At 68.8% G+C, this 23626-nt stretch carries 21 protein-coding genes; 7 read left to right on the top strand and 14 right to left on the bottom strand.

Annotation, left to right across the window (positions count from 1 at the left end):
* Nucleotides 1-83: 83 nt before the first annotated feature.
* Nucleotides 84-752 carry an HAD family hydrolase gene (locus BMW75_RS07850; protein WP_092578340.1) on the top strand — a complete coding sequence of 223 codons (669 nt, stop codon included), beginning with the start codon at nt 84-86 and terminating at the stop codon, nt 750-752.
* A 13-nt stretch (nt 753-765) separates the two neighbouring features.
* On the opposite strand, the gene BMW75_RS07845 is transcribed toward BMW75_RS07850, so the two are convergent.
* Nucleotides 766-1923: an NAD(P)H-dependent flavin oxidoreductase gene (locus BMW75_RS07845; RefSeq protein WP_092578338.1), complete on the bottom strand. Its 1158-nt coding sequence runs from the start codon at nt 1921-1923 to the stop codon at nt 766-768.
* A gap of 243 nt (nt 1924-2166) precedes the next feature.
* Between BMW75_RS07845 and BMW75_RS07840 the strand changes: the two genes are divergently transcribed.
* Nucleotides 2167-3312: a type VI secretion system Vgr family protein gene (locus tag BMW75_RS07840; RefSeq protein WP_175493122.1), complete on the top strand. Its 1146-nt coding sequence runs from the start codon at nt 2167-2169 to the stop codon at nt 3310-3312.
* Here the strand turns inward: BMW75_RS07840 and BMW75_RS07835 are convergent.
* The 3 genes from BMW75_RS07835 to BMW75_RS07825 all read right to left on the bottom strand — a co-directional run bounded on the left by BMW75_RS07835 (nt 3296) and on the right by BMW75_RS07825 (nt 6526).
* Complete coding sequence (locus tag BMW75_RS07835; RefSeq protein ID WP_092578335.1) at nt 3296-4684, bottom strand: tripartite tricarboxylate transporter permease; 1389 nt, start codon at nt 4682-4684, stop codon at nt 3296-3298. The genes BMW75_RS07840 and BMW75_RS07835 overlap by 17 nt on opposite strands.
* Nucleotides 4681-5166: a hypothetical protein gene (locus tag BMW75_RS07830; RefSeq protein WP_092578333.1), complete on the bottom strand. Its 486-nt coding sequence runs from the start codon at nt 5164-5166 to the stop codon at nt 4681-4683. The genes BMW75_RS07835 and BMW75_RS07830 overlap by 4 nt, the downstream gene beginning before the upstream one ends.
* Nucleotides 5167-5236: 70 nt before the next feature.
* A complete protein-coding gene (locus BMW75_RS07825) occupies nt 5237-6526 on the bottom strand; it encodes a hydroxymethylglutaryl-CoA reductase, degradative (RefSeq protein WP_092578617.1) in 1290 nt (429 codons plus the stop codon).
* A 129-nt stretch (nt 6527-6655) separates the two neighbouring features.
* Between BMW75_RS07825 and BMW75_RS07820 the strand changes: the two genes are divergently transcribed.
* Entirely contained in the window at nt 6656-8074 is a 1419-nt protein-coding gene (locus BMW75_RS07820) for an aminotransferase-like domain-containing protein (protein WP_254791955.1), read from the top strand.
* On the opposite strand, the gene BMW75_RS07815 is transcribed toward BMW75_RS07820, so the two are convergent.
* The 4 genes from BMW75_RS07815 to BMW75_RS07800 all read right to left on the bottom strand — a co-directional run bounded on the left by BMW75_RS07815 (nt 8065) and on the right by BMW75_RS07800 (nt 11631).
* A complete protein-coding gene (locus tag BMW75_RS07815) occupies nt 8065-8871 on the bottom strand; it encodes an anaerobic ribonucleoside-triphosphate reductase activating protein (RefSeq protein WP_175493121.1) in 807 nt (268 codons plus the stop codon). The genes BMW75_RS07820 and BMW75_RS07815 overlap by 10 nt on opposite strands.
* Nucleotides 8837-9019 carry an anaerobic ribonucleoside-triphosphate reductase gene (gene nrdD / locus BMW75_RS07810; protein WP_092578329.1) on the bottom strand — a complete coding sequence of 61 codons (183 nt, stop codon included), beginning with the start codon at nt 9017-9019 and terminating at the stop codon, nt 8837-8839. The genes BMW75_RS07815 and nrdD overlap by 35 nt, the downstream gene beginning before the upstream one ends.
* Nucleotides 9020-9114: 95 nt before the next feature.
* Nucleotides 9115-11109: a ribonucleoside triphosphate reductase gene (locus BMW75_RS07805; protein WP_092578327.1), complete on the bottom strand. Its 1995-nt coding sequence runs from the start codon at nt 11107-11109 to the stop codon at nt 9115-9117.
* A 171-nt stretch (nt 11110-11280) separates the two neighbouring features.
* Nucleotides 11281-11631, bottom strand: a complete 351-nt coding sequence (locus BMW75_RS07800) for a DUF3325 domain-containing protein (protein WP_092578325.1) — start codon at nt 11629-11631, stop codon at nt 11281-11283.
* A 333-nt stretch (nt 11632-11964) separates the two neighbouring features.
* Here BMW75_RS07800 and BMW75_RS07795 point away from each other — a divergent pair, with 333 nt between their 5' ends.
* The 3 genes from BMW75_RS07795 (at nt 11965) to BMW75_RS07785 (ending at nt 15663) form a co-directional block, all read left to right on the top strand.
* The gene (locus tag BMW75_RS07795; protein WP_092578323.1) at nt 11965-12579 is read left to right on the top strand and encodes a hypothetical protein; all 615 of its coding nucleotides are present in this window, start codon (nt 11965-11967) and stop codon (nt 12577-12579) included.
* Between the two features lie 12 nt (nt 12580-12591).
* A complete protein-coding gene (locus tag BMW75_RS07790) occupies nt 12592-14967 on the top strand; it encodes a catalase (RefSeq protein WP_092578321.1) in 2376 nt (791 codons plus the stop codon).
* Nucleotides 14968-15084: 117 nt separating this feature from the next.
* Nucleotides 15085-15663 (top strand): lipid-binding SYLF domain-containing protein, encoded by a 579-nt coding sequence (locus BMW75_RS07785; protein WP_092578319.1) that lies wholly within the window; start codon nt 15085-15087, stop codon nt 15661-15663.
* 60 nt (nt 15664-15723) lie between these two features.
* Here BMW75_RS07785 and BMW75_RS07780 read toward each other — a convergent pair whose 3' ends face one another.
* Entirely contained in the window at nt 15724-16704 is a 981-nt protein-coding gene (locus BMW75_RS07780) for a Bug family tripartite tricarboxylate transporter substrate binding protein (RefSeq protein WP_092578317.1), read from the bottom strand.
* An 18-nt stretch (nt 16705-16722) separates the two neighbouring features.
* Nucleotides 16723-18192 carry a M20 family metallopeptidase gene (locus BMW75_RS07775; protein WP_092578315.1) on the bottom strand — a complete coding sequence of 490 codons (1470 nt, stop codon included), beginning with the start codon at nt 18190-18192 and terminating at the stop codon, nt 16723-16725.
* 112 nt (nt 18193-18304) lie between these two features.
* On the opposite strand from BMW75_RS07775, the gene BMW75_RS07770 reads away from it, so the two are divergent.
* A complete protein-coding gene (locus BMW75_RS07770; protein ID WP_076520620.1) occupies nt 18305-19237 on the top strand; it encodes a LysR family transcriptional regulator in 933 nt (310 codons plus the stop codon).
* A gap of 53 nt (nt 19238-19290) precedes the next feature.
* On the opposite strand, the gene BMW75_RS07765 is transcribed toward BMW75_RS07770, so the two are convergent.
* The 4 genes from BMW75_RS07765 to BMW75_RS07750 are packed head-to-tail and all read right to left on the bottom strand — an operon-like array spanning nt 19291 to nt 23576.
* Nucleotides 19291-19788, bottom strand: a complete 498-nt coding sequence (locus BMW75_RS07765; protein ID WP_139208504.1) for a transporter suffix domain-containing protein — start codon at nt 19786-19788, stop codon at nt 19291-19293.
* A complete protein-coding gene (locus BMW75_RS07760) occupies nt 19785-20870 on the bottom strand; it encodes a DUF2955 domain-containing protein (protein WP_092578313.1) in 1086 nt (361 codons plus the stop codon). Before BMW75_RS07760 ends, BMW75_RS07765 begins: the two co-directional genes overlap by 4 nt.
* Entirely contained in the window at nt 20860-22023 is a 1164-nt protein-coding gene (locus BMW75_RS07755; protein ID WP_092578311.1) for an HlyD family secretion protein, read from the bottom strand. The genes BMW75_RS07760 and BMW75_RS07755 overlap by 11 nt, the downstream gene beginning before the upstream one ends.
* Nucleotides 22020-23576, bottom strand: coding sequence for an efflux transporter outer membrane subunit (locus tag BMW75_RS07750; RefSeq protein WP_092578309.1), 1557 nt, complete (start codon nt 23574-23576; stop codon nt 22020-22022). Before BMW75_RS07750 ends, BMW75_RS07755 begins: the two co-directional genes overlap by 4 nt.
* Nucleotides 23577-23626 lie beyond the last annotated feature (50 nt).

Here is a 23626-nt window from a genome sequence, read left to right as displayed (position 1 = left end):
TTGCCAGCCGGGCGGGCAGCGGGCTGGCATGCCGCGGTAACCCGGCTGGCCTATCATGGCTCGGACGACACGTTGGAGGTTACATGCATACGTCCGCCCCACGCCTGGTCATCTTCGATTGCGACGGCGTCCTTATCGATAGCGAAATCATTGCCGCCCGGGCCCAGTCCCGCGCGCTGGCCGAACATGGCATCACGATCACGCCCGAAGAAGCGGCGTCGCGCTTTGCCGGAATCCCGGATGCGGACATGTGGCGCACGCTCCAGGCGGAGAACGGCTGCGCGCTGCCCGAGGAATTCGCGCGCCAGTACGCCGACCGGCTGGAGCACACTTTCCGCACCGAGCTGCGCGCCTTGCCGCACGTGCACGAAACCTTGACGATCCTGCGCGAACGCGGTCTGGACCTGTGCGTGGCCTCGAGCAGCACGCCGCGCAAGCTGGAAGCGGCGCTCAAAATGGTGGGCCTGTGGGATGCCTTTGCGCCCCACGTGTTCAGCACCGCGCAGGTGGCCAAGGGCAAGCCGGCCCCCGACGTCTTTCTTTACGCCGCGCGGCAGATGCGAGCGGCGGTGCTGGATTGCGTGGTGGTCGAGGACAGCGTGCCCGGCGTGCGCGCCGCCCGCGCGGCGCGCATGCGGGCGGTGGGTTTCGTGGGCGCCTCGCACAACGGGCCGCAGCAGCGGCAGCGTTTGCTGGACGAGGGCGCTTTCGAGGTCATCGACGACCTGCGGCGGCTGCCGGACGTCATCTGAGCCGCCTGCCGGACTACGCCGTCGCGGGCATCTGTCCGTGCAGCAGGTAGTCCATCAGTTCGCGCACGGAGCGCATGGCGTTGCCGAACGGCAGCTTTGACGCGCCGCGGAAGAAGAGGCCCCGGCTGACCTCGCCGCGCATGGCCGCTGCCAGCTTCAAATCGATGCAGAACTGGCCGAACTTGGCGATGCCGTCGCGCAGGCCGCATTGCGTCAGGCAGTCCATGCGCTGGCTGCAGCGCCGCGGATCGGCGCGGGTGTTGGCCTGCAGCGTGCCTTCCTGGCGCAGATAGCGCGTGAGCCACGGCGTGGCCACCGCGCGCGCGGGCAGGCCGGCCACGCTGGTGAATTCCGCGAGCTGGTCGGGATCGGCGTCGATCAGCACGCGCTTGAAGTTTTCGTGCGCATCGCCTTCGTGGGTGACGGCGAACGCGGTGCCCACCTGCACGCCGTCGGCGCCGTGGGTCAGCCAGTGGCGCACCTGCTCATGGCTGCCGACGCCGCCCGCCACGATCAGCCGCGGCGCATCGCGGCCGAGCTGCAATTCGCTAAAGAGCGAGTGGCAATCGGCCAGCACGCGCTTGAAGTCGAAGCGTTCGCTGTGCAGGTCGTCCAGCCGCGCCGCGCCCAGATGGCCGCCGGCGTAGCCCGGGTGTTCGATGACCACGGCGTCGGCCAGCCGGCCTTTTTTCATCCATTTCTTCAGCACAGCAGCCACGCCGCGCGCTTCGGACAGGATGGGCACCAGGGCCACCTTGGGGAAATCGGCCGTCATCTCGGGCAGGTCCAGGGGCAGGCCCGCGCCCATCACGATGGCTTGCGCGCCGCTTTCGCACGCCTGGCGCACCAGCGCGGGATGGTCGCGCACCGCCTTCATGACGTTCACGGCCACCAGGCCGCGGCCCTGCGCGGTCTCCAGCGCGGCGCGCACCTCGCGGTGCAAGGCCTCGCGGTTGGCGGTGTCGATCGTGTCGCGGTCATTGCATTTTTCGGTCTGCTCCACGAGATCGGCGTGGTGATGGCGCAAATCGACGCTGGCGATGGTGCCTACGCCGTTCTGGCTGGCAACCGCGCCGGCCAGGCGGTGGGCAGATACGCCGACGCCCATGCCGCCCTGCACGATGGGCAGCAACTCGCGTCCGGCGAGGGAGAGTGATTTGAACCACGTCATGATATGAGTCTTTCCTCTGGTCAAGAGACCAGAGGCTAGAGCAAGGCAGGGTGCGCCGCCTTGCGAAGGATCAAGTGGCGCGGCAATGGGACCAGACCTGGCGGCCGGCGCGGCCGGGGTTTCCATGGCCCGGCTCCGGCCCCAGATTCGGGCTTTTCTCCTTCCCATCAGACGCGTCCGATGGACAGGGCGGATCGCCAGCGAGGAACATGTCGACAATTCCGTTTCCGCCCAGGTGGGGTATTGCCTGCGTATTCAAGAGACCTGCGCTTCACTTTCGTGCCCGAGCACGGCGGGGCGTTCGAGGTCAATGCGTTCACGTTCGAGGAGGCCCTGTCCGAGCCCTACCGGTTGTGCGTGCAGCTTTCCAGCCTTGACGCTGCCGCGAATGCCGGCGCGCTGCTGGACCAGCCCGCGCTGTTCACGATCTGGCGCGGCGGGCAGCCCATACGGCATATCCATGGCATCGTGTCGGAATGCGAACGGGCCGATACCGGGTGTCGGCGGACATGTTACCGGGCCGTCATGGCGCCGTCGCTGGTCCGCGCGGCCCGCTGTTCCGGCTGGCGCGTCTATCAGTATCTGACGGCGCCCGAGATCATGGCGGACGTCGTCCAGCGCCTGGGCATCGCCGACTACGAGCAACACACCGCCGCCGATCATCCGCGGCGGGCGTATTGCGTGCAGGCCGGCGACACGGACCTGCAGTTCCTGAACCGCCTGGCCGCCGAAGAAGGCTATCTCTACCGCTTTGACCACACCGAGCGCAGTCATCGCCTCATTCATGCCGATCGCATCCACGGCCTGGGCGAAATCCAGGGCGGCCCCGTCGTCTACAACGCCGCCTGCGGCGGCGCGCCGCGCGAACCCGCGTTGCGCCGGTTCACGTTCGCCGTCCGGGTGCGCACCAGCGTGCCGCTCCATCGCGACGCCGCCTACACGAATCTGCGCTACGTCCCGCAGTCCGCCCGCGTCGCCGCCGACCTGGGCATGCATGACGCGCGCCCAGGTCGCTACGTCTACCCCGGGGCATACCCGCGCAGCGAGGCCGGCAAGCCGTTCACGCCGTCGCTGCTGCCGGGACTGCGCCGCGATGCGCGCGTGGCTTTCGCGCAGGGCGACGACGCGCGCCTCGTCCCCGGCCTGGCGTTCAATCTGATCGGACATCCGCGGCAAGAATGGAACAAGGCGTGGCGGCCGGTGCGCTTGCGCCATCAAGGCGTGCAGCACGGTGGCCACGACGAAGCGGGGGCGGGCGGGAAACGCGGCACGCGGTACCACTGCGCCGCCGAACTCATCCCCGAGACGGCCGACTGGAAACCCGAGCCCGGTCTCAAGCCCCGCCCATCCGCCCCGCTACAGCCAGACCGCTTCAGCCAAACAGCTTGACGATCGCCGGCACGGACAGCACGGCGGTGTAGTAGCCCATGAACTGCACGCCGGTGTTAAAGCCGAATAGGCGCGACAGCAGGCCGCCGATCAGGCCCATGGTCAGGATGACGAGCAGGCCCAGGAACTGGCCTTCCCAGACGCTGATCACGATGATCAACCCGACGAAGGTGGCGATGATGGCCTCGTGGCTGACCTTGCGCGACACGAACAGCGCGGCGCGGCGCGCGAAGTTCATCGCGAAGGGGTAGGACACGACCGCCGCCAGCAGCACCGCCAGCATGCCGTAGCCCAGGAACTCCCAGTGGTTCAGCAGGTTGTGCAGGTTGTGCGTCTGGCCGGTCGCCGCATCCACGGTGAACCGCGGCGGCGCGTTGAACAGCGGCGCCGCAGGACCCGCGGCCACCGGGCTCAGGGGCAGGCCGAAGGCGATCAGCGGAATCAGCGCCTCGGCGATGTAGGTGGCCTCGGTGACGCCGTTGCGCGCGCTGAGCACGGTGGTCAGGCGGTGATAGGCGTGCTTGACGCGCGAGCCCACCAGTTCACCCAGGACGACGGTCATGGCGACCGGGCTGAACACGAACGTGGCGCTGGACACGGCGGCGGTGGCGAGCGTCCAGCGGGTCTGCACGCGGTCCATCACCTTGAGCGGGTTGGGGAAGTAGCCCGACCAGCCTTTCACGTCGGGCGCCAGCGAGAACGTGCGCACCTTGTCGCGCAGCATCTTGCCGCGTCCCTGGGGCGAGAGCACGGTGAACAGGTCGGCGATCAGCGGTCCGATGGCGATGCCCAGGAAGTAGCTGATGCTGAGCTTGACGCCGTACTTGGCGGTCAGGCTCTGCAGCGCGATGATGACCATGACGAAGGGCACCAGCAGCGCCACGGCGGCCCAGCGTCCGGCCGAAAAGTACGCGATCAGCAGCGCCGCGGCCAGGAAGATCCACGGCGCGGACTTGGTGATCGCCGCGCCGAACGGCGCCAGCAGCACCGCGAACAGCACCGCCAGGGGCACCGCGACGAAGGCCGCGACAATGGCCCCCGACACCATCTTGCGCAGCGCGATGTGCGGCACGCCCAGCTTGCGCAGCATGTTCGCGTCCTGCAGCAAGGGGGTGGCCAGGGTATCGCCCGGGATGCCCAATAGCGCGGTGGGCACGGCGTGCGTCATGTGCTTGGCGACCGCGCCGGCCAGGAAGAAGGTGAAGACGCCGGCGGGCGGCACGCCCAGCAGCACCACCAGCAGGGTCAGCGGCGCCAGGGTGGTGGTTTCGTCCGTGCCGGACACCAGTCCGATCGCGGCAAACACCACCGCGCCCAGCAGCCCGATCCCGGCGGCCACCATGATTTGTTCGAGCAGTACGGGGTCGCTCATGCCAGCGCCTCCTTGCCGGCGCCGCGCCGCGTCGTTTCGGCGGCGGCGGGCATGGCGGACTGGGCCGTCGGTTGCGCAAAGAGGTCGTACAGGTCCAGCTCTTTCAGTTCGCGCACCACGGCATCGGGCAGGTCGGCCAGCGTGCCCAGGCCGCCAGGTTGCTCGGCCAGTTCGGCCAGCACTTCGGCGCGCCAGGCCGGGTCGTGCGTGGCGCTGTGTTCGAGGACTTCGCGCTTGGGGGGGAACAGGCGGGCGCAGATGACGCCGGCCAGCACGCAGCCCGCCAGTCCGGCCAGCATGGCGTAGGCGTGGGCCAGTTCGGGCGACGCGACCACGCCGCGCAGCCAACGGCTGGCGGCGAAGAATCCGGCCACGCTGACCGAGATTCCGATACCGATGGCCCAGGCCAGGTGCCTGAGGTCCACGGTGTCGCTCCAGACTTCAGCCAGGCGCGCGGAGGGCGCCGGGGGGATGTGTTTCATGTCTCTCTCCTAGGTCTGCGGGCGGCGCGCGGGAATCTCCGGCGCCGCCTCGGGTTCTTGTCCGGCGGAATTATCGGGAAGCGCGCAGTTCCTCCAGCAAAGCCAGCGCGCGGTCGGTGCGGACGTCCTGCTCCGCGGCCATGCGCTTGGCGACCTCGTCGATCTCCGCGCCGGTTGCGCCCGCCACCAGCGCGATGTTGCGGGCATGCAGCGCCATGTGGCCGCGCTGGATGCCTTCGGTGGCCAGTGCGCGCAGCGCGCCCAGGTTTTGCGCCAGGCCGACGGCCACGGCGACTTCGCCCAGTTCCTGCGCCGAGCGCACGTCCATGATCTTGAGCGCCAGGCGCGCCAGCGGATGCGTCTTGGTGGCGCCGCCCACCAGACCGACGGGCATCGGCATTTCAATGGTGCCGACCAGCGCGCCCGACGTGTCCTTCTCCCAATGGGTGAGGGACGTGTAGCGGCCCGAGCGGCTGGCGTAGGCATGCGCGCCGGCCTCGACCGCGCGCCAGTCGTTGCCGGTGGCCACGATGATGGGGTCGATGCCGTTCATGATGCCCTTGTTGTGCGTGGCGGCGCGGTACGGGTCGATGGCGGCGAACGTGTATGCGTCCAGCACGCCTTCGATGATCTCGGCGCCGCTGCGGTCCTTCGTGTCCAGCGCCTGCGGCGTCAGGCGCACGCGGGCGCGGGCCAGGCGCAGGTCGGCCAGGTTGGACAGGATGCGCAGGCGCACCGACCCGCCGACGATTTCCTCGACCAGCGGGGCCACGGCCTCGGCCATGGTGTTGACGGTGTTGGCGCCCATGGCGTCGCGCACGTCGACGATCAGGTGCATCACGATCATCGGGCCGCGCGGCGTGTCCGGGAAGACGTGGACCTCGATGTCCTGGCAGCCGCCGCCCAGTTCGATCAGCACCTTGTCGCGGCTGTTGGCCCGCGTCAGGATGCGTTCGCGCTCGCGCAGCAGGGCCAGGCGCGCGCCATGCGGGTCGGTCAGGCCCAGGACCTGCACCTGCGCGCGCATCAGCGGTCGGGTGCTGGACGTCTCGAAGCCGCCGCATTCGCGCGCCAGCTTGGCCATGTACGAGGCGGCCGCCACCACGGACGGCTCCTCCACCGCCATGGGCACCAGCACGTCGCGCCCGTTGACCTGGAAGTTGCCCGCCACGCCCAACGGCAGCTCGAACGTGCCCAGCACGTTTTCGATCATGCCGTCGGCGCGGGCCAGGCCCAGGGCGCCGGGCGCGGCAAGCAATTGCCGCTCTTCGGCCGTGAGCGAGGCGGCGTCCGCGATGGCGGCGAGACGTTGGGCGGGGGTGAGGGCCCGGAAGTTGGGCAGGCGTGAATCGGCCACGATGGCATGTCTCCGTATAGAAATCGAGTGGCCCGATTCTAGGTAAACTGTACCGCCATTGAGAGGTACAGTTTGGGCAAACAGTACCATCGCACTGCACCAATTTTGGCAATGAACAAACGGGGAGTTCGCGTGGAACCAGCCAAACCGCCCGGCAGGCCGCAACGCGCGGCGCCCATCGCCGAGAGCCTGGCCAACCTGATCGGCCAGCAGATTGCCGATGGCGTCTATCGCGCGGGCGACAAGCTGCCCTCCTTGCGCGAGTTGGCGCAACTGCACCGCTATGCCAAGAACACGGTGGTGGTGGCCTTTGAACTGCTGGTGGCGCGCGGACTGGTGGAGCCGCGGCGCGGTTCGGGCTTTTATGTGCTGGACGTCAAGCATGCGGGCCCGGCGGCGGACGAAGAGCCCGGGCAGTTAAGCCGGGCGATGGACATCGTCTGGCTCATGCGCGAACAGCTCAAGACCCAGCCCGACGCGGTGGCGGTGGGCGATGGCTTTCCGCCGGTGGAGTGGCTGGCCGACATGCGCATGGACCGCTATCACCAGAAGGTGGTGCGCACGGGGCTGGGCGCCTTGTTCCGTTACGGAAGCCGCTTCGGCTATGCGCCGCTGCGCGAAAGCCTGGTGCGCAAGCTGGGCGACGTGGGCATCAGCGCGGCGCCCTCGCAGCTCGTGCTCACGCATGGCGCGAACGAGGCGATGGATCTGGTGATCCGGTATTTCCTGCCCCCCGGCTCGACCGTGTTGGTGGACAACCCCGGCTATTACCCGCTCTTTGGCAAACTGAAGCTGGCCGGGGTGAGGATGCTGGGCGTGCCGCGCCTGCCGGACGGTCCCGACCTGGCCGCGCTGGAAGCGTTGTTGCAGCGCGAAAAGCCACGCCTGTTCTTCACGCAGTCGATCGCGCATAACCCGACCGGCTCGGACATTTCCCCGGCCAAGGCCTACAAGGTCCTGCAATTGTCCGAGCGCTACAACCTGATGCTGGTCGAAAACGATCCGCTGGCGGATTTCAAGCCGACGTCGTCCGTCCGGCTGTCGGCGCTGGACCAGCTTGAGCGGACGATCTACATCGGCAGCTTCTCGAAGTCCTTCTCGGCGGCGCTGCGCGTGGGGTTCATTGCCTGCAATGCGGCGCTGGCCAGCGATCTGGCGGACCTGAAGGCGCTGGTGCACGTCAGCAGCTCGGAGTACTGCGAGCGCATGGTGGACGTGATGCTGCGCGAAGGCCACTACGAGCGGCATCTGGTGCGCCTGCGCCAGCGGCTGGAGGCCGCGACCGGACAGGCCTTGCAGGTGCTGGACGCGCTGGGCGCGCGCGTGTTCACCCGGCCGACGAGTTCGCTTTATCTGTGGTCGTCGTTTCCGGGCGTCGAAGACTCCTTGACGATGGCCGAGGCGCTGATGGCCGAAAAGGTCATCATGGCGCCGGGGCGTGTGTTCAGCGTCGATCCCACGGCCGTGTCGCCGTGGTCCCGCTGCAATGTCGGCGCCGTGGTGTCGCCTCGGTTCCACGCCACGCTGTCCGCGTACCTGGCTCAGCGATAGGCGAATTCCTGGAAAGCCTGGCGCAACTCGGCCTGCGCGGCGGTGCTCAAGGCCCGCGCGGCCGGCGTGCAGGGGCCGCTGCGCGCCGCCTGCACCGCAAAGCGGCGCACGCCCCGGCGGGCGAGTTCGCGCGCCAATGCCAGGAGGCGCGCTTCGTCCAGCCAGTCGGGGTGCCAGGTGATGCGGCACTCGAAGTCGGCCCCGGCCGACAGCAACTGGGTCAGGCATGCCAGCGCCGGGCGCTGCGAATCGCGGCGGCCCGTGATGTCGTCATAGCCTTTGGCATCGGCCTTGATGTCCATGCCCACCCAGTCCAGGTGGCGCAGCACGTCCGCCAGCCGCAGCGGATAGATGCCCGCCGTGTGCAGGCCCACGCGATATCCCATGCGCTTGACGTCGCGGATCATGGCGGGCAGGCGCGGTTCGCTGAGCGGCTCGCCGCCGGAAAACACCACCGCGTCCAGGAGGCCTTTGCGGGTTTCGAGGAACGCACGGACCTCGCGCCAGTCGTAGCGGGCGGCGCGCGTCTGCAGTTCGGTGTTGTGGCAGTAGTGGCAGCGCCACGGGCAGCCCGAGATGAACACCACCGCGGCAAGCTGGCCGGGCCAGTCCACGGTGGAAAAGGGCACCAGCCCGCCCACGGCGGCTGAGTGCCGGGGCAGGGGCTGGATGACCGGCTGGGGCGGCGCGGCATAGGCCGGCCGGTCCGCCAGCCGGCGCACGGCCTGCGTGGCGGGGCCGGCGCCTTTGGGCGAAGCGCCTTCAGGCACTGCGTTCGACGAAGAAGCGGCGTTCATTGAATTCGCCCTGTTTGCCGGTGTTGAAAGAAGAGACCGGGCGGTGATAGCCCATCACTCGGGTCCAGACTTCGCAGCGCACGCGCTGGCTGTCGTCCAGCTGGACGGCGGGCGCAGAGGCGGCGTTGGGGGCGGTCAAGGTTTGCATAGGATTTCCTTGGTAGGGATGCCGGGCGCAGGTCCGGCGGGATGGAGGCCGGCGCGCGCCGCGAGGGTCGCGCGCCGGCCCGGGTGAGGGCGTGGCTAGGCCGGGGCGCAGCACGCCGATTGTTTGGCCAGCAGTTCCGCATCGCACTTGGGGCAGAACTCGTGATGCCCGGCCAGGTAACCGTGATGGGGGCAGATCGAGAACGTCGGCGTGACCGTGATGTAGGGCAGCCGGAAGTTGCTGAGCGCGCGGCGCACGAGCTGCTTGCAGGCCTGGGCGGACGACACCGCTTCGTTCATGTACAGGTGCAGCACCGTGCCGCCGGTGTACTTGCCTTGCAGCGCTTCCTGCAGTTGCAGCGCGTGGAAGGGATCGTCCGTGTAGCCCACCGGCAACTGGCTGGAGTTGGTGTAGTAGGGCTGGGCGTCGGTGCCGGCCTGCAGGATGCCGGGGTAGCGCTTGCGGTCTTCGCGCGCGAAGCGGTAGGTGGTGCCTTCGGCCGGCGTGGCTTCCAGGTTGTAGAGGTGGCCGGTTTCTTCCTGGAACTCGGTCATGCGCTGGCGCACGCGGTCCAGCAGGCGCACGGCGAATGCGTGGCCGGCTGGCGTGGTGACGTCGTCGGCGTCGCCCGTGAAGTTGCGGATCATCTCGTTGATGCCGTTCACGCCCAGCGTGCTGAAGTGGTTGCGCAGCGTGCCCAGGTAGCGGCGGGTGTAGGGATACAGGCCCTGGTCGATGTAGCGCTGCACCACCTTGCGCTTGGTTTCGAGCACGTCGCGGCCCAGTCCCAGCAGGTAGTCCAGGCGTTCCATCAGCAGCGCCTCGTCGCCCCGGCAGGTGTAGCCCAGGCGGGCGCAGTTCACGGTGACCACGCCGACCGAGCCGGTCTGCTCGGCCGAGCCGAACAGGCCGTTGCCGCGCTTGAGGAGTTCGCGCAGGTCGAGCTGCAGGCGGCAGCACATGGAGCGCACCATGTGCGGCTCCAGGTCGGAATTCAGGAAATTCTGGAAGTAGGGCAGCCCATAGCGCGCCGTCATTTCGAAAAGGCGTTCGGAGTTGGGGTGGTCCCAGTCGAAGTCGGGCGTGATGTTGTAGGTGGGGATCGGAAAGGTGAACACGCGGCCCTTCGCGTCGCCCGCCATCATGACCTCGATGTAGGCGCGGTTGATCATGTCCATCTCAGCCTGCAGCTCGCCGTAGGAGAAGGGCATTTCCTCGCCGCCCACATAGGGGATCTGGTCCTTCAGGTCGGCCGGGCAGGTCCAGTCGAACGTGAGATTGGTGAACGGCGTCTGCGTGCCCCAGCGGCTGGGCACGTTCAGGTTGAAGATCAGTTCCTGGATGGATTGCTTTACGTCCGCGTAGGTCATGGCGTCGCGGCGGATGAAGGGCGCCATGTAGGTGTCGAACGAGCTGAACGCCTGCGCGCCGGCCCATTCGTTCTGCAGCGTGCCCAGGAAGTTCACGATCTGGCCGATGGCGGCCGACATGTGCTTCGGGGGCGTGGACTCGACTTTGCCCGGGATGCCGTTGAAGCCTTCGGTCAGCAACTGGCGCAGCGACCAGCCGGCGCAGTAGCCGCTGAGCATGTCCAGGTCATGGATGTGGATGTCGCCTTCGCGGTGCGCCTGCCCGGCCTCGGGCGTGAAGACGTTCGACAGCCAGTAGTTGGCGGTGACCTTGCCCGCCACGTTCAGGATCAGGCCGCCCAGGCTGTAGCCCTGGTTGGCGTTGGCATTGACGCGCCAGTCGCGCTGCTCCAGGTACTCTTCCATGGCGCTTTCGACGTCCACCAGCGTGTGGCGCAGCGCGCGCAGGCGGGCGTGCTGTTCGCGGTACACGATATAGGCGCGCGCCGTGCGCCAGTGGCCGGCCTGGACCAGGGCTTCCTCTACGCGGTTCTGGATGGTTTCGACGCCAGGGCAGACGTTGCCGGCCAGCGCCGCGATCACCGGGCCGGTCAGCGCCCGGGCGCCTTCCAGGTCCAACTCCCCCGTGCTCTGGCCCGCCGCCGCCATGGCCTGCGCGATCTTCTCGCTATCGAATGCAACGACGCGGCCGTCGCGCTTGAGGATGTGTTGGATTTCCATTGTTGGCACCATATGTAGTGGAGTGCGAAAACTCTACCACCACATATGGTGCTGAATTCGGAAAGGGATGGGCGGATATGCGCGCGGATTGACCCGCGTCAAACGCCTGCATGCGGCTGCGAATTCGCGCAACACGGCGCGTGCAGGCGCGGCGCGATGGCCGCCGCCGGGTCAAAAACCGATGCCGACGCCCACCAGCGATATCGCCACCGCCAGGGCCGCGGCGGTGGCCGCCGGATGCGGCGCCCACGAGAGCTTGCCGATCCACAGCAGCGCGCCCGCCGACAGCCAGCCCAGCCAGGCCACCATGCCGTGCGTGTCGCCCCACAGCCCCACGCAGGGCAGGATGGCCAGGCCCAGGAGCAATACGCCGGCCCCGCGCAGCACGCGCGTGTGGCCGGCGCGGGGATCGCGCGTCCAGACCTGGTCGTAGTGGCGGGGCGCCGCCAGGGCCAGGCAGGCCATGCCGGCGTAGATCAGCAGCAGGGCCATCGCGATGGCGATGAAGTCATTCATGGGCATGCGGCTGCAGTCATGCGCGGTTCTCGGCGCCGGCCGGGTGGGTCGGCGCCTTTGCGCGGTGGTGGGTAATGACCCCGATTCTACGGGAATCGGCGGCGCGACCCGTGCGCCGGGACTTTGTATTTTTTTCACGGTGCCTGGCCCGGCGGGCCGGGGCGATGCGCCTGCGGGCGCGCGCGCGGCCGCCGCGGCAAGCAGGAACGGCAGTTGCTGAATACGCGCCTTCAGCCGGGTTGATCGTTGCCATGCCGATGGCCGAAGGTCCACGCGACGGCCCAGGCGATGGCCCCGGTGATGACCCCAAGCGATGACCCAACACAAAGGAGCGCCACCATGAAACGCAAAGCCGGAAACGCCGCACAAATCAAGGAACTGCTGTACCAGGCCCTGGAGACGGAAATCGGCGGCCTCGCGATCTACGAGACTGCGGTGACCTGTGCCGTCAATGAAGACCTGAAGAAGGAATGGCTGGGCTATCTGGAAGAAACGCGGACGCATCGCCGCGTGCTGATGACCGTGTTCGAGCAGCTCAAGCTGGACCCGCAAGCCAGTTCGCCGGGCCGCGACGTGGTGCGGCATATGGGCGAATCGCTCGTGCGGGCCATGAAGATGGCGCTGAGCGCGGGCGATGCGCAGGCCGCCCAGCTGGTCGCGACCGAATGCGTGGTGCTGGCCGAAACCAAGGACCACGCCAACTGGTCGCTGATCGGCCTGATCGCCGAGCAGCAGTCGGGCGAGCAGGCCAAGATCCTCAAGCAGGCCTATGACGCCGTGGCGACCGACGAGGACCATCACCTCTATCACACGCAGGGCTGGTCCCGCGAGCTGTGGATCGAATCGCTCGGCTTTCCGGCCGTGCTGCCGCCGCCCGAAGAGGTCAAGAAGGTGGAAACCGCCATTGGCGCATCCCGTGCCGAACAGGCGCGCGATTCGATGCTGGCCCATTAAGGAGAACGACTCATGGCAAGCAAGAAGCCAGGCAAGGGTGGATCGGGCGGCGCGCTCGATACCGCATACATGAACACCGACAGCGGCCCCGCCAGCGGGCCGGCCGGCAAGCCCTCGCATCCCGCGCTCAAGCGCGCGGCGGCCGTGGGCGCCACGGCGGGCGCCATGCCCCACAACACGAACAAGGAGGCCGAGTATGGCGAAGAGGCGGCGCGCTGTCCCTACGCGGGCGCGCACGTCGGCGCGGTCGACCCGGCCGTGAGCGCGAGCTCGCTGTCCGAAAGCGAGACCTCGGCCAAGACCGGGGACGCGGCCACGCCCGGCGTGAATCAGGTCGACGGCACGTTGCCCCGCGTGCGCGCGGACGCCAGCGGCCAGGAACTGACCACGAACCAGGGCGTGCGGGTCAGCGACAACCAGCATTCGCTCAAGGCCGGGCTGCGCGGACCCGCGCTGCTCAAGGACTTCATCCTGCGCGAGAAGATCACGCATTTCGACCATGAGCGGATCCCCGAGCGCATCGTGCACGCGCGCGGTTCGGCCGCCCATGGGTACTTCGAGTGCTACAAGCCGCTCACCGACCTGACCGCCGCGTCGCTGTTCGCCGAAGCGGGCAAGCGCACGCCGGTGTTCGTGCGCTTCTCCACGGTGGCGGGCGAACGCGGGTCCAAGGACACCGCGCGCGACGTCCGGGGCTTTGCCGTGAAGTTCTATACGGACGAGGGCAACTGGGACTTGGTGGGCAACAACATGCCGGTGTTCTTCATCCAGGACGCGATGAAGTTCCCGGACCTGGTCCACGCGGTCAAGCCCGAACCACACCATGGCATGCCCCAGGCGGCGTCCGCGCACGACACCTTCTGGGATTTCGTGTCGCTCATGCCCGAATCGACCCACATGCTGATGTGGGTGATGTCGGACCGGGCGATTCCGCGCAGCTACCGCATGATGCAGGGCTTTGGCGTGCATACCTTCCGCTTTGTGAACGCCCAGGGCGAATCGCGGCTGGTGAAGTTCCATTGGAATCCCATCCTGGGCACGCATTCGCAGGTGTGGAACGAAGCGGTCAAGGTGTCGGGCGCCGATCCCGACTATCACCGGCGCGACCTGTGGGAGGCGATCGACGCCGGCCACGGTCCGCAATGGGAGCTTGGCGTCCAGGTGTTCACCGACGACCAGGCCGAAGGCTTCAGTTTCGACGTGCTGGATGCCACCAAGATCGTGCCCGAGGAACTGGTGCCGGTCGTGCCCATCGGGCGCATGGTGCTGGACCGCAATCCCGACAACTTCTTCGCCGAGACCGAGCAGGTGGCGTTCTGCGCCGCGCATGTGGTGCCCGGTGTGGACTTCACCAATGATCCTCTGCTGGCTGGCCGCATCCATTCCTATGTCGACACGCAGATCTCGCGTCTGGGCGGCCCGAACTTCCACGAGATCCCGATCAACGCGCCGCTGGCACCGGTGCACAACAACCAGCGCGACGGCATGCACCGTCAGACCATCCATCGCGGCCGGGTGGCGTATGAGCCCAATTCCCTGGCCGGCGGCTGTCCGTTCCAGGCGGGCATGGACGGGTTCGTGTCGTTCCCGGAGCCGGTGACGAGCGATGAGCTGCGCGGGCATCCGGAGAAATTCGCCGAGCACTACAACCAGGCCACGCTGTTCTACAACAGCCAGACCGCATGGGAACGGCAGCACATCGTCGATGCCTTTGCGTTTGAACTGAGCAAGGTGACGGTGCCGCAGATCCGGGCGCGCATGGTGTCGTCGCTGCGCAATGTGTCCGACGAGCTGGCGCAGGGCGTGGCGCAGCAACTGGGCATGCCTCTGCCCGATCCGATGCCGCGCGCAATGCCGAATCCGCCCAAGTCCGAAGTCGAGGTGTCGCCGACGCTGTCGTTGACCGCGCGACCCGGGGATGGCGGCGTGGCGACGCGCAAGGTGGCCATCCTGGCGGCTGAAGGCGTGGATGGCAAGGCGGTGTCCGCCGTGGCCGATGCCCTCATCCAGGCGGGCGCCGTCGTTCGGCTGGTGGGCCAGCGCATCGGCCCCGTGCAGGCGGCCGACGGCGGCAGCTTTGACGCGGACGCCTCGCTGGACAATCACCCGTCGGGGCTGTTCGACGGCGCGGTCGTGCCCGGCGGGGCGGCGGCCATGGCGAGTCTTGCGGCGGACGGGCGGGCGCTGGAATTCCTGCGCGACGCCTATCGCCACGGCAAGACGCTGATGGGCGTCGGGGACGGCGTGCAGGTGTTCGCCGCGGCGGGCATCGATCCGGACCCGAATGACGGCGGCCTGCTGCTGGACGGCGAGGCGCCCAAGGCGTTCATTGAAGCGCTGGGCAAGCACCGCCATCCTGAGCGGGAGACGACACCGCCCAAGGTATGAGGGCGCGGCAGCACGGGTAAGGAAGGACCATTGACACCGACGTGGCGGCTGCGAATACTGCGTTGGCAGGTCGGGCGAGCGCAACCGGCGCTCGCCCTCCTTACCCCGGGGGGCCGTATGAACCGCGCGTCCGTGTTGCCTGTGAAGTTTCTGGGCTGGCTTTGCGCCAGCCTTTTGACGTTTTCGGCCCTGGCCTGGGTGTCGCCGCCCGCGCACGCGGCCTCGGCGGCGGAGCTCAGCGCCGATTCGCTGGCCGCGCTGGAGCAGCTCTACGCCCAGGCGCCGCGCACGCGCGAGCTGGGCGACAAGGCCGTCGGGGTGCTGGTGTTTCCCAGCATCATCAAGGGGGGGCTGCTGGTGGGCGGCGAGCGCGGCGAAGGCGCGCTGATCCGCCGCGGGCAAGTCGAGGGGTTTTACTCGATTTCGGCCCTGTCTTTCGGATTCCAGGCCGGCGCGCAGCAGTTCAGCTACGCGCTCTTCTTCATGAACGAGGCGGCGATGGCCTACCTGGACCAGAGCGATGGCTGGTCGCTGGGCGCAGGGCCCAGCCTGGTGGTGGTGGACCAGGGCTATGCCGCCAGCATCACGACCACCACGCTGACGCAGGACGTGTACGCCGTGCCGTTCGGCGAACAGGGCCTGATGGCCGGGATGGGGCTGCAAGGCTCCAAGATCAGCCGCATCAATCCGAACTGAACCCGTTGCCGTCGCCATGACGGCCGGGGCAGGGCTGCGGCCGCGCGCCTCGTGCGCGGGTCAATCCAGCGTAATGCCCGCGCGCGCCGCGACAGCGGTAAAGGTGCCGACTTCCTTGGCGATCTGGTCGCGGAACGCCTGGCCGGGCAGGAACACGGGGTCCAGCGACAGGTCCGACACGGTCTTGCGCACTTGCTCGTCCTGCATGACCTCGGCGACGGCGCGGTTCAGCGTATCCACCACCGGGGCCGGCGTTTGCGCGGGCGCGACCAATCCATACCAGCCGACGAACGCCGCGTCCGCCATGCCGGCCTCGGCAAACGTCGGCACGTCGGGCAGTTGCGGCACGCGGCGATCGCCAGAGACCGCCAGCGCGCGGAGCTTGCCGGCGCGCGCCTGCGGGGCGGCCGAGGACACCGTGTCCACGCCCAGCGCGACCTCGCCGCCGATCAATGCGGTGACGAGTTGCGCGCTGCCCTTGTACGGCACAGGCATCATCTTGGCGCCCGCGGCCTGCGCGAACATCTCGCCGGCCAGGTGGGGGGCCGAGCCGGGGCCGAAGGTGCCATACATCAGCCCGCCTTTGGCGCTTTGCTCGCGGGCGAGCGCCGCGGCCTCCTGCAGGGTGGTCGCGGGCACCGCGTTCTGCGCCAGCAGCACGATGGGCGCCATGGCGACAATGCCGATGTGTTCAAAGCTGCGCACGGGATCGTAGGGCAGCGACGGCTTGAGCGCCGGCAGCACGGTGTAGGTGGTGCTGCCGGAGAGCATCAGCGTGTAGCCGTCGGGCTTGGCGCGCGCCACCGCGTCGGCGCCGATGACCGTGGACGCGCCAGGGCGGTTTTCCACAATGACGGGCTGGCCCAGCTTGCCCGACAGGCGCGTGGCAAGCAGGCGCGCCACGGCATCGGTGGCGCCGCCCGGCGTGAAGGGCACGACGATCTTGATGGCCTGGTCCGGGTACGCGGCATGGGCGTCGCCGGGATGGGCGGCGGCGGCAAGCGTAAACGCCAACAGGGCGGTGCAGAATCTAGCGGTCATGGGAAGGCTCGGTCAGGGTCAGGCGTTGGCGGAAGAGGAGGCGGCGGCAGGCTCGCGTAGGGAATCGCTTACGGAATCGCTTGCCGAATCGCGTACGGAATCTCGTACTGAGCTGCCCTGGTCGCCCAGGTCCCAGAAGAGGCCCGCCATGATGGCCAGGCCCTCGCGGGCGACGCTGCCCAGCAGATGCTCGTTGGGCGCATGCTGCGCGCACGCGGGATAGGAGTGGGGCACCCACAGGGTGGGCAGGCCGAGCTGGTCGGCGAAGATGTCGTTGGGCAGCGAGCCGCCCAGGTTGGGCAGCAGCGCCGGCCGCTTGCCGGTGGTGCGTTGCAGCGATGCGGCGGCCCAGCGCACCCACGGGCTGTCGGGCGACAGGCGGGTCGCGCCCGCCTGCATGCCGACGCGGATCTCGACGTCGTCGAAACCTCCCTGGCGCAGGTGCTCGGCGACGTGGGTGCGCAGCGCGTGCCAGTCGGTGCCCACCACAAAGCGCAACTGGCACCAGGCCACGGCTTCCGGCGGGATGGCGTTCACGGGCTTGGCCGGATCGCCCGCGCCGAAGGTCAGCACGTCCAGGCTGTTCCAGCCGAACACCTTTTCGGGCGCGGACAGGCCGGGTTCGCCCCACCATGCGTTGATCTCGGGATCGTCTTCGCCGCCGCCCACGTCCAGGTCGGCGAGCGCGGCGGCGACCGCCTCGGGGATGGGCGGCGGGCGCAGGCCGGGCACGGCGATGCGGCCCTGGGCGTCGACCAGCGAGCCGATCGCGTGCATGAGCCGGATGGCCGGATTGGACAGCAGCCCGCCCCAGTTGCCCGAGTGGTAGCCGCGTTCGCGCGCCCGCACTTTCAGTTCGAAATTCACGGCGCCGCGCGAACCCATGAACAGCGTCGGCCGTTCGGCATGCAGGCGCGGCCCGTCGCTGGCGATGAAGACGTCGGCGGCCAGGAGGTCGCGCTGCGCCTCGCAGAAGGCGGCCAGGCCGGGCGAACCGGCTTCCTCGCCGGTCTCGATGAGCCAGGTGGTGTTGAATCCCAACGCGCCGCCGCGCGCGGCGAGCGTTCGGGCCAGGGCCTCCAGGTTGATTGAATGCTGACCCTTGTTGTCGGCCGTGCCGCGTCCGTACCAGCGGTCGCCGTCGACCTGCAGGCGCCAGGGGTCGCGGCCGGCTGCCCATTTGGCGGCGTTGCCGCGCACCACGTCGCCGTGGCCGTACATCAGGACGGTCGGCAATCCGGGCGCCTCGATGCGGCGCGCCACCAGGATCGGCAGATCGACGCCGGCCGGATTGGCGTGGACGTCACAGGCAAAGCCCAGTGCCGACAGCAGCGGGACCAGCTCGTCGTTCAGGTAGGCGTGCTGGGCGGGGGCCTGCTCGGGCACTTCGCTTTCGGTCGCGTAGGCGACGCGGCGCGCCAGCGCGGACTGCAGGGCGCCGCTGTCATAGGCTTGTACGGCTTGGAGGATGGCTTGTTCGCGGGTCACGGCGGTTCTTCGTGCGGTGGGGAGGCACAAAGTTATTACGCTTCGTCGCGTGCCACAATTAGATAATTCGCACTTTAGCGTTGCCATAAAGGCATCCCATACCGAGGCATCCGTGATTTCCCTGAGTCTCAGATATTTCCTGGAAGTGGCCCGCTGCGGCTCGATCGCGGGCGCGGCGGCAGCGCAGCATGTCGCCGCGTCGGCCGTCAGCCGCCAGATCGCCAAGCTGGAGGACAGCCTGGGCATCGTGCTCTTCGAGCGGCAGGCGCGCGGCATGACGCTGAGCGAAGCGGGCCGCCAACTCGCGGCCTATGCCCAGGCCGCCGCCCTGGAGGCCGAGCGCGTCACCACCGACATCCGGCGGCGCAGCGCCTTGGGCGACGTGACGATCCGACTGGCCTGCACGGAAGGGTTCGCGCACCGTTTCATGCCGATGTGCATGGCCGATTTCAAACAGCTTCGCCCCGAGGCGCGCTTTCATCTGCATGTGGAGCGTCCGGACGAGGTCACGCGCCTGATCCTGGAGGGCCTGTCGCAGATCGCGCTGCGCTACACGGTCGGGCAGGACGACCGGCTGAAGACCGAGCTGCTGACCCGCGCGCCGGTGTACGCGGTCATGTGCCGCCAGCACCCGCTCGCCAGCCGGCGCACGATCAGCCTGCGGGATCTCGCGGACGTGCCGCTGTCGCTGGGCGACCAGGGCACCACGGTGCGGCAGCTGTTTGACACGGCCTGCGCCAACGCCGGCCTGCACATCGAGCCGGCCTACGTATCCAATCATTCCGCGGCCTTCCTGCCCATGCTGCCGGGCAGCCGGATCGTCGCGCTGTCCGGCTACCTGACGCTGATGGGCGATCCGCAGGGCGCGGCGCTGGCGGCAGTGCCGTTCAGCAATCCGGAAATGCGCCAGCGCAGCATCCAGGCGGTGACGCTGCAGGGCCGCACCCTGCCGCCGCTGGCCAAGGAGTTCCTGGAATTCATGGCGCGGCGGCTGACCGCCGCGCCGCGGGCGCCGGACCAGGACGGCGGCGGGGCGAGGGGCTAAGCGCAGGAGCTAAGCGCAGGGGCTGCGCGCCAGGGCGGTGCGGGCTCGCGCCGCTACACCGACCGCACGAACAGCGCGCGCAGTTTGCTCCAGAAGTCGCCGCCCAGCACGAAAAAGCTGGCGACCAGCATGGCGTCGCCCAGCAACTGCGCCTGCCACAGATTCGGCCGCAGCCCCGGCCAGATCTGGTCCACGTAGGGCTCCAGCATCGAGGTCAGGAGGGGCAGGATGAACATCACCAGCCCGATGGCGTGGCGCACCGGCCCCACCTTCTGCACGGGCGCGAGCTTTTTCGCGTGGCCGCCGATGATGGCCTTGAGCTGCTGGAATCCCTCTTTGCCCATCACGGCGATGCAGGTGATCAGCAGGACTTTGTTGGCGATGAAGATGGCCCCGGTCAGCGCGGCGATGCGTGTGCCGGGAATGTCCATGGCGGCGCCGACGGGGATCAGGAACCACAGCGCGAACGCCAGGATGAACAATCCGATTCCGCATTTGAAGCGCCAGCCCATCGCCGGCGCGGGTGGGGTGGGCATGTCTTGGGTAGTCATGGCGGGCTCCTTTTGAGTCGTGTGAACGGTCGGCGGAACGAAAACCGGGACTGGCGCGGCGCGCGCGGCCGGGGTTCCAGCAACTGCAGCATCAGGCAGGCATACAGCGTGACGGCGATGAACAGCCCCATGCGCACGGCGAACGCCGTGTAGACGTCTTTGCCGGCGATGCTGTCCTGCACCGACTGGCCCAGCAGGATGATCAGCGTGACCAGCGTGTTCAGCCAGAAGCTGGGCGCATGGGGCGTGGGACTCAGCCGATAGAGCTTGCGCGCAATCACCAGGGCGAAAAGCAACATCCACAGGAAGTACATCCACAGGCTGGGAAAGGGCCGCAGCGCGGCCCAGAACGCCACGGCCAGCACGCCCGCCAGCAGCGTCGATCCCAGGATCTCGCGGGCGGCGCCGTGCGCGGCGGTGACGCAGCTCTGGCGGCCCAGGCCGACCGCTTTCAGGATGATGGGCATGTAGCCCAGCGGATCGGTCAGCGCCAGCAGGAAGGCCGGCAGCACCACCAGCGCCGCGCGCAAGGCCATGCGGGTCGCCTCGGCCGCGGGCAGGACGGGGGCGGGCGGCGGCGCCGGCACGCCGGGCGGCTCGGGAAACAGCGCGTGGCACACGCCCAGCACCAGCGCGGCCAGGAGCAGACCCTTGACCAGCGCCTCGATCACCGTCACGGCCAGGCCGAAGTCGAAGGTGCCCGCCGCGGAAATCATGGTCAGGCCGATGATGAGAAAGGTGGACACCAGATTGTTGCCGCCGCGCAAGCCATGCCGGAACGCAAGGAACAGGCACAGGCCGACGAGCAGCACGCCGCCGGCCGGATAGTAGCGCAGCAAGGGGATCAGCAGCAGGCCGGTGCCAGTGGTGAACATTGCCACCAGCGCCAGCCCCAGGCCGGCCTTCAGGGACAACGGCCGGTTCATCTGCGCCAGCAGAAAGACCCCGAGCACCGGCGCGACCATCGGGATCGGCATGTCCAGGCCGAAACTGACGGCCAGGCAGAGCGCCGTCCCGACCCCCAGGCGCATGGCGCGCTGGCCGCGGGGATCGCGGGGAAAGGGCGGGGCGTCAGTAGGCATAGGAAAGCCAGCTCATCAGCCGCAGGTACACGCGGCCCAGCGGGTTGAGCGGATTGCCGGGCCGGGGAAACGCCATGACTTCGGCCTGGCCGCCGACCCGGATGCCGCGCAGGGACGGGAGCTGCCCGGGATCGAGGTCGATGGCGACCGGAAAGCGCTGCGCCGGTCGCAGCCAGTCGCGGCTGTTCTGCACGGTGGGCAGGCTGCCTGGCGGCGTGGCGGCGCCCACGCTCACGCCGTAGCCCACGCTGCGCACCCGGCCTTCGAAGACCCGTCCGGGCAATGCATCGAGGATGATGGCCACGGGCGTGCCCGGTTCGACATGGCCCAGATTGTTCTCCGTCATGTCGGCGTTGATCCACACGTCGTGGATGGCGATCAGCGTCATCACCGGCTTGCCCGCGGCCGCGAACTGGCCCGCATCGGTGCGCAGGTCCGTGACCAGGCCCGCCGCGCGGGCGCGCACCTGCGTGTTGGCCAGATCCAGTTCGGCCTTCTCGACCGCCGCGGCCGCGCTGCGCAGCTTGGCGTTGTCTTCCTCGCTGCCGCCTTCCTGTTCGCGCGCGCGCTGGACCTCGGCGCGCGCCGCCGCGACCTGGGCCACCGCCTGCGCCAGGTTCGCGTGCGCAATCTCCAGCCGGCGCAGCGAGATCGTGCCCCGGTCTTCGCGGTACAGGCGTTCGAGGCGGGTGCTGTCCTGCCGCGCCCGCACCTCATTGGCCTGCGCGGCGCGCAGCGAAGCCTGCGCCGAATCGATGCCCGCCGTGCTGGCGCCGATCTGGCGGCGCGTGGCGTCCAGGTCGGCCCGTGCGCGGTCCAGGGCGATCCGGTACTGCTCCGGGTCGACGTCGAACAGCACCGCGCCCGCCGCCACGTCCTGGTTGTTGCGCACGTGCACCTTGGCGACGCGGCCCGATACCTCCGAGGCCACCGGCACCACGAAAGCCTCCACGCGCGCCTGCTGCGTATAGGGCGTGTAGCGGTCGGCCAGCAGATACCAGACCAGGCTCAGGACGATCACCAGCAGCACCCAGCGGATGCCCTTCCTGGCCGGATCCGCGGGCGGCGGCGGGGCGGCGGGCGGTTCGGGCGGGGCGGGTGTGGCGGATCTGGCCGACGAGGGCGCGGACGCCGCGGACCTGGGACTAGTCATGGGGATCGCCTCGGTGTCGGGGGGCGCGCGGAAACGGGCGTTGGCCGTCCGGCGTCGGACAGCAGGTCGCCCCAGTTGGTGCGTTGCTGCATCTGCTCTCGTGTGGCCGGATCCAGCAGCGGCTGGTCGCTGTGCCAGCCGCCGCCCAGGGCCTTGTACAGCGCGATCAGGTCACGCACGGCATTGCCCCGGTTCACCAGATAGGTGTCCTGCTGCGTGGCCAGGGCGCGCTGGGCATCGAGCACCCGCTGGAAGTCGGAATAGCCCTCGCGGTACAGGGCGTTGGCCAGCGTCAGCGAGCGCTTGGCCGCCAGCGCCGCGTCATACAGGATGCCGTCGCGTTCCAGGGACTTGATCAGCCCCGTGGCCGCATCGTCCGCTTCCCGCGCCGCCTGGCGCACGGCGTCCTGGTAGACGACGATGAGCTGTTGCAACCGGGCGTCCTGCACCCGCACCGTGTTGGTGATCCGGCCGTGGTCGAACACGTTCCAGGTCAGGCTGGGGCCGCCCAGCAGCGCCGAGGCGCCGGAAGTGCCGGCCAGCGACGTGGCGGTCCAGACGATGCTGCCCAACAGGGTCAGCGACGGGTAGAGGTCCGCCTTGGCCACGCCCACCTGCGCGGACTGCGCCGCGATCCGCAGCTCCGCGGCCCGGATGTCGGGACGTCGCAGCAGCAGGTTGGCAGGCACGTCCTGCAGGACCGCCCGGTCGATCAGCGGGATGACCGCTTCCTGCGCCGCCAGGTCCGGCAATTCCGGCATCGGGCCGGGCGGCTTGCCCACCAGCACGGCGAGCGCGTTGCGGGTGCGGGCGATCTGGCTTTCGAACTCGGGGATGGTGCCAAGCGTGCCGAGATACTGGGTGCGCGCCTGCTGCAGGTCCAGCTCGTCGGTTTCGCCGCTGTTGAACAGGCGCTCGGTGATCTCGTAGCTGCGCTTCTGGATGGCCGCGTTGTCGCGGGCGATGCGCAGCCGCGCCTCGGTCGTGCGCAGCGCATAGTAGCTGTCGGCCACCTGCGCGTGCAGCAGCACCAGCACGTCCTCGCGGTTGGCCTCGGACGCGAAGTACGCCGCGTCGGCGGATTCGATGGCGCGGCTGAAGCGGCCCCAGAAATCGAGTTCCCAGCCGATGTCGAACCCCGCGCTGTATTGCCAGAAACTGCTGGGCCGGGGATTGCCCTCGGCGGACCGGGACGAGCGGCGCTGGTAGAACGCATCCGCGCCGATGACCTGGGTTTGCGGATAGGCGCCGCTGCGGGCAATGCCAAGCTGCGCGCGCGCCTCCATGATCTGCAGGCCGGCCACCTGCACGCCGGGATTGTGCGCGTCGGCCTGTGCGATCAGCGATTCGAGGATGGGGTCGTCAAAGATGCGCCACCACTCGCGGGCATCGGGCTGGGCGCCGGCTGCGGTGGCCTGTTGCAGCGCTGGGGTGTCCCATTGGTCGGACCAAGCGACCCGCTGAGGCTCGAAGTCCGGCCCCACTTGCACGCAACCGCCGAGGCAGAGCACGCCGGTCAGCAGCAGTCGATTCGAACCAGTCATCGGCCACATTGGGCACCAGGTCTGTCAAAAGCCTAACTGCAACGACCCAAGTCGTGCGG

The sequence above is a fragment of the Achromobacter sp. NFACC18-2 genome, assembly GCF_900108985.1.
Taxonomy (GTDB): Bacteria; Pseudomonadota; Gammaproteobacteria; order Burkholderiales; family Burkholderiaceae_B; genus Achromobacter.
This window is presented reverse-complemented; position numbering and strand designations above follow the sequence as displayed.

Excerpts from the sequence above, each read along its gene's own strand:
- BMW75_RS07850 (WP_092578340.1), top strand. The coding sequence starts at position 84 with ATGCATACGTCCGCCCCACGCCTGGTCATCTTCGATTGCGACGGCGTC.
- BMW75_RS07845 (WP_092578338.1), bottom strand. The coding sequence starts at position 1,923 with ATGACGTGGTTCAAATCACTCTCCCTCGCCGGACGCGAGTTGCTGCCC.
- BMW75_RS07835 (WP_092578335.1), bottom strand. The coding sequence starts at position 4,684 with ATGAGCGACCCCGTACTGCTCGAACAAATCATGGTGGCCGCCGGGATC.
- BMW75_RS07830 (WP_092578333.1), bottom strand. The coding sequence starts at position 5,166 with ATGAAACACATCCCCCCGGCGCCCTCCGCGCGCCTGGCTGAAGTCTGG.
- BMW75_RS07815 (WP_175493121.1), bottom strand. The coding sequence starts at position 8,871 with ATGAACGCCGCTTCTTCGTCGAACGCAGTGCCTGAAGGCGCTTCGCCC.
- nrdD (WP_092578329.1), bottom strand. The coding sequence starts at position 9,019 with ATGCAAACCTTGACCGCCCCCAACGCCGCCTCTGCGCCCGCCGTCCAG.
- BMW75_RS07805 (WP_092578327.1), bottom strand. The coding sequence starts at position 11,109 with ATGGAAATCCAACACATCCTCAAGCGCGACGGCCGCGTCGTTGCATTC.
- BMW75_RS07800 (WP_092578325.1), bottom strand. The coding sequence starts at position 11,631 with ATGCCCATGAATGACTTCATCGCCATCGCGATGGCCCTGCTGCTGATC.
- BMW75_RS07795 (WP_092578323.1), top strand. The coding sequence starts at position 11,965 with ATGAAACGCAAAGCCGGAAACGCCGCACAAATCAAGGAACTGCTGTAC.
- BMW75_RS07790 (WP_092578321.1), top strand. The coding sequence starts at position 12,592 with ATGGCAAGCAAGAAGCCAGGCAAGGGTGGATCGGGCGGCGCGCTCGAT.
- BMW75_RS07785 (WP_092578319.1), top strand. The coding sequence starts at position 15,085 with ATGAACCGCGCGTCCGTGTTGCCTGTGAAGTTTCTGGGCTGGCTTTGC.
- BMW75_RS07780 (WP_092578317.1), bottom strand. The coding sequence starts at position 16,704 with ATGACCGCTAGATTCTGCACCGCCCTGTTGGCGTTTACGCTTGCCGCC.
- BMW75_RS07765 (WP_139208504.1), bottom strand. The coding sequence starts at position 19,788 with ATGACTACCCAAGACATGCCCACCCCACCCGCGCCGGCGATGGGCTGG.
- BMW75_RS07760 (WP_092578313.1), bottom strand. The coding sequence starts at position 20,870 with ATGCCTACTGACGCCCCGCCCTTTCCCCGCGATCCCCGCGGCCAGCGC.
- BMW75_RS07755 (WP_092578311.1), bottom strand. The coding sequence starts at position 22,023 with ATGACTAGTCCCAGGTCCGCGGCGTCCGCGCCCTCGTCGGCCAGATCC.
- BMW75_RS07750 (WP_092578309.1), bottom strand. The coding sequence starts at position 23,576 with ATGTGGCCGATGACTGGTTCGAATCGACTGCTGCTGACCGGCGTGCTC.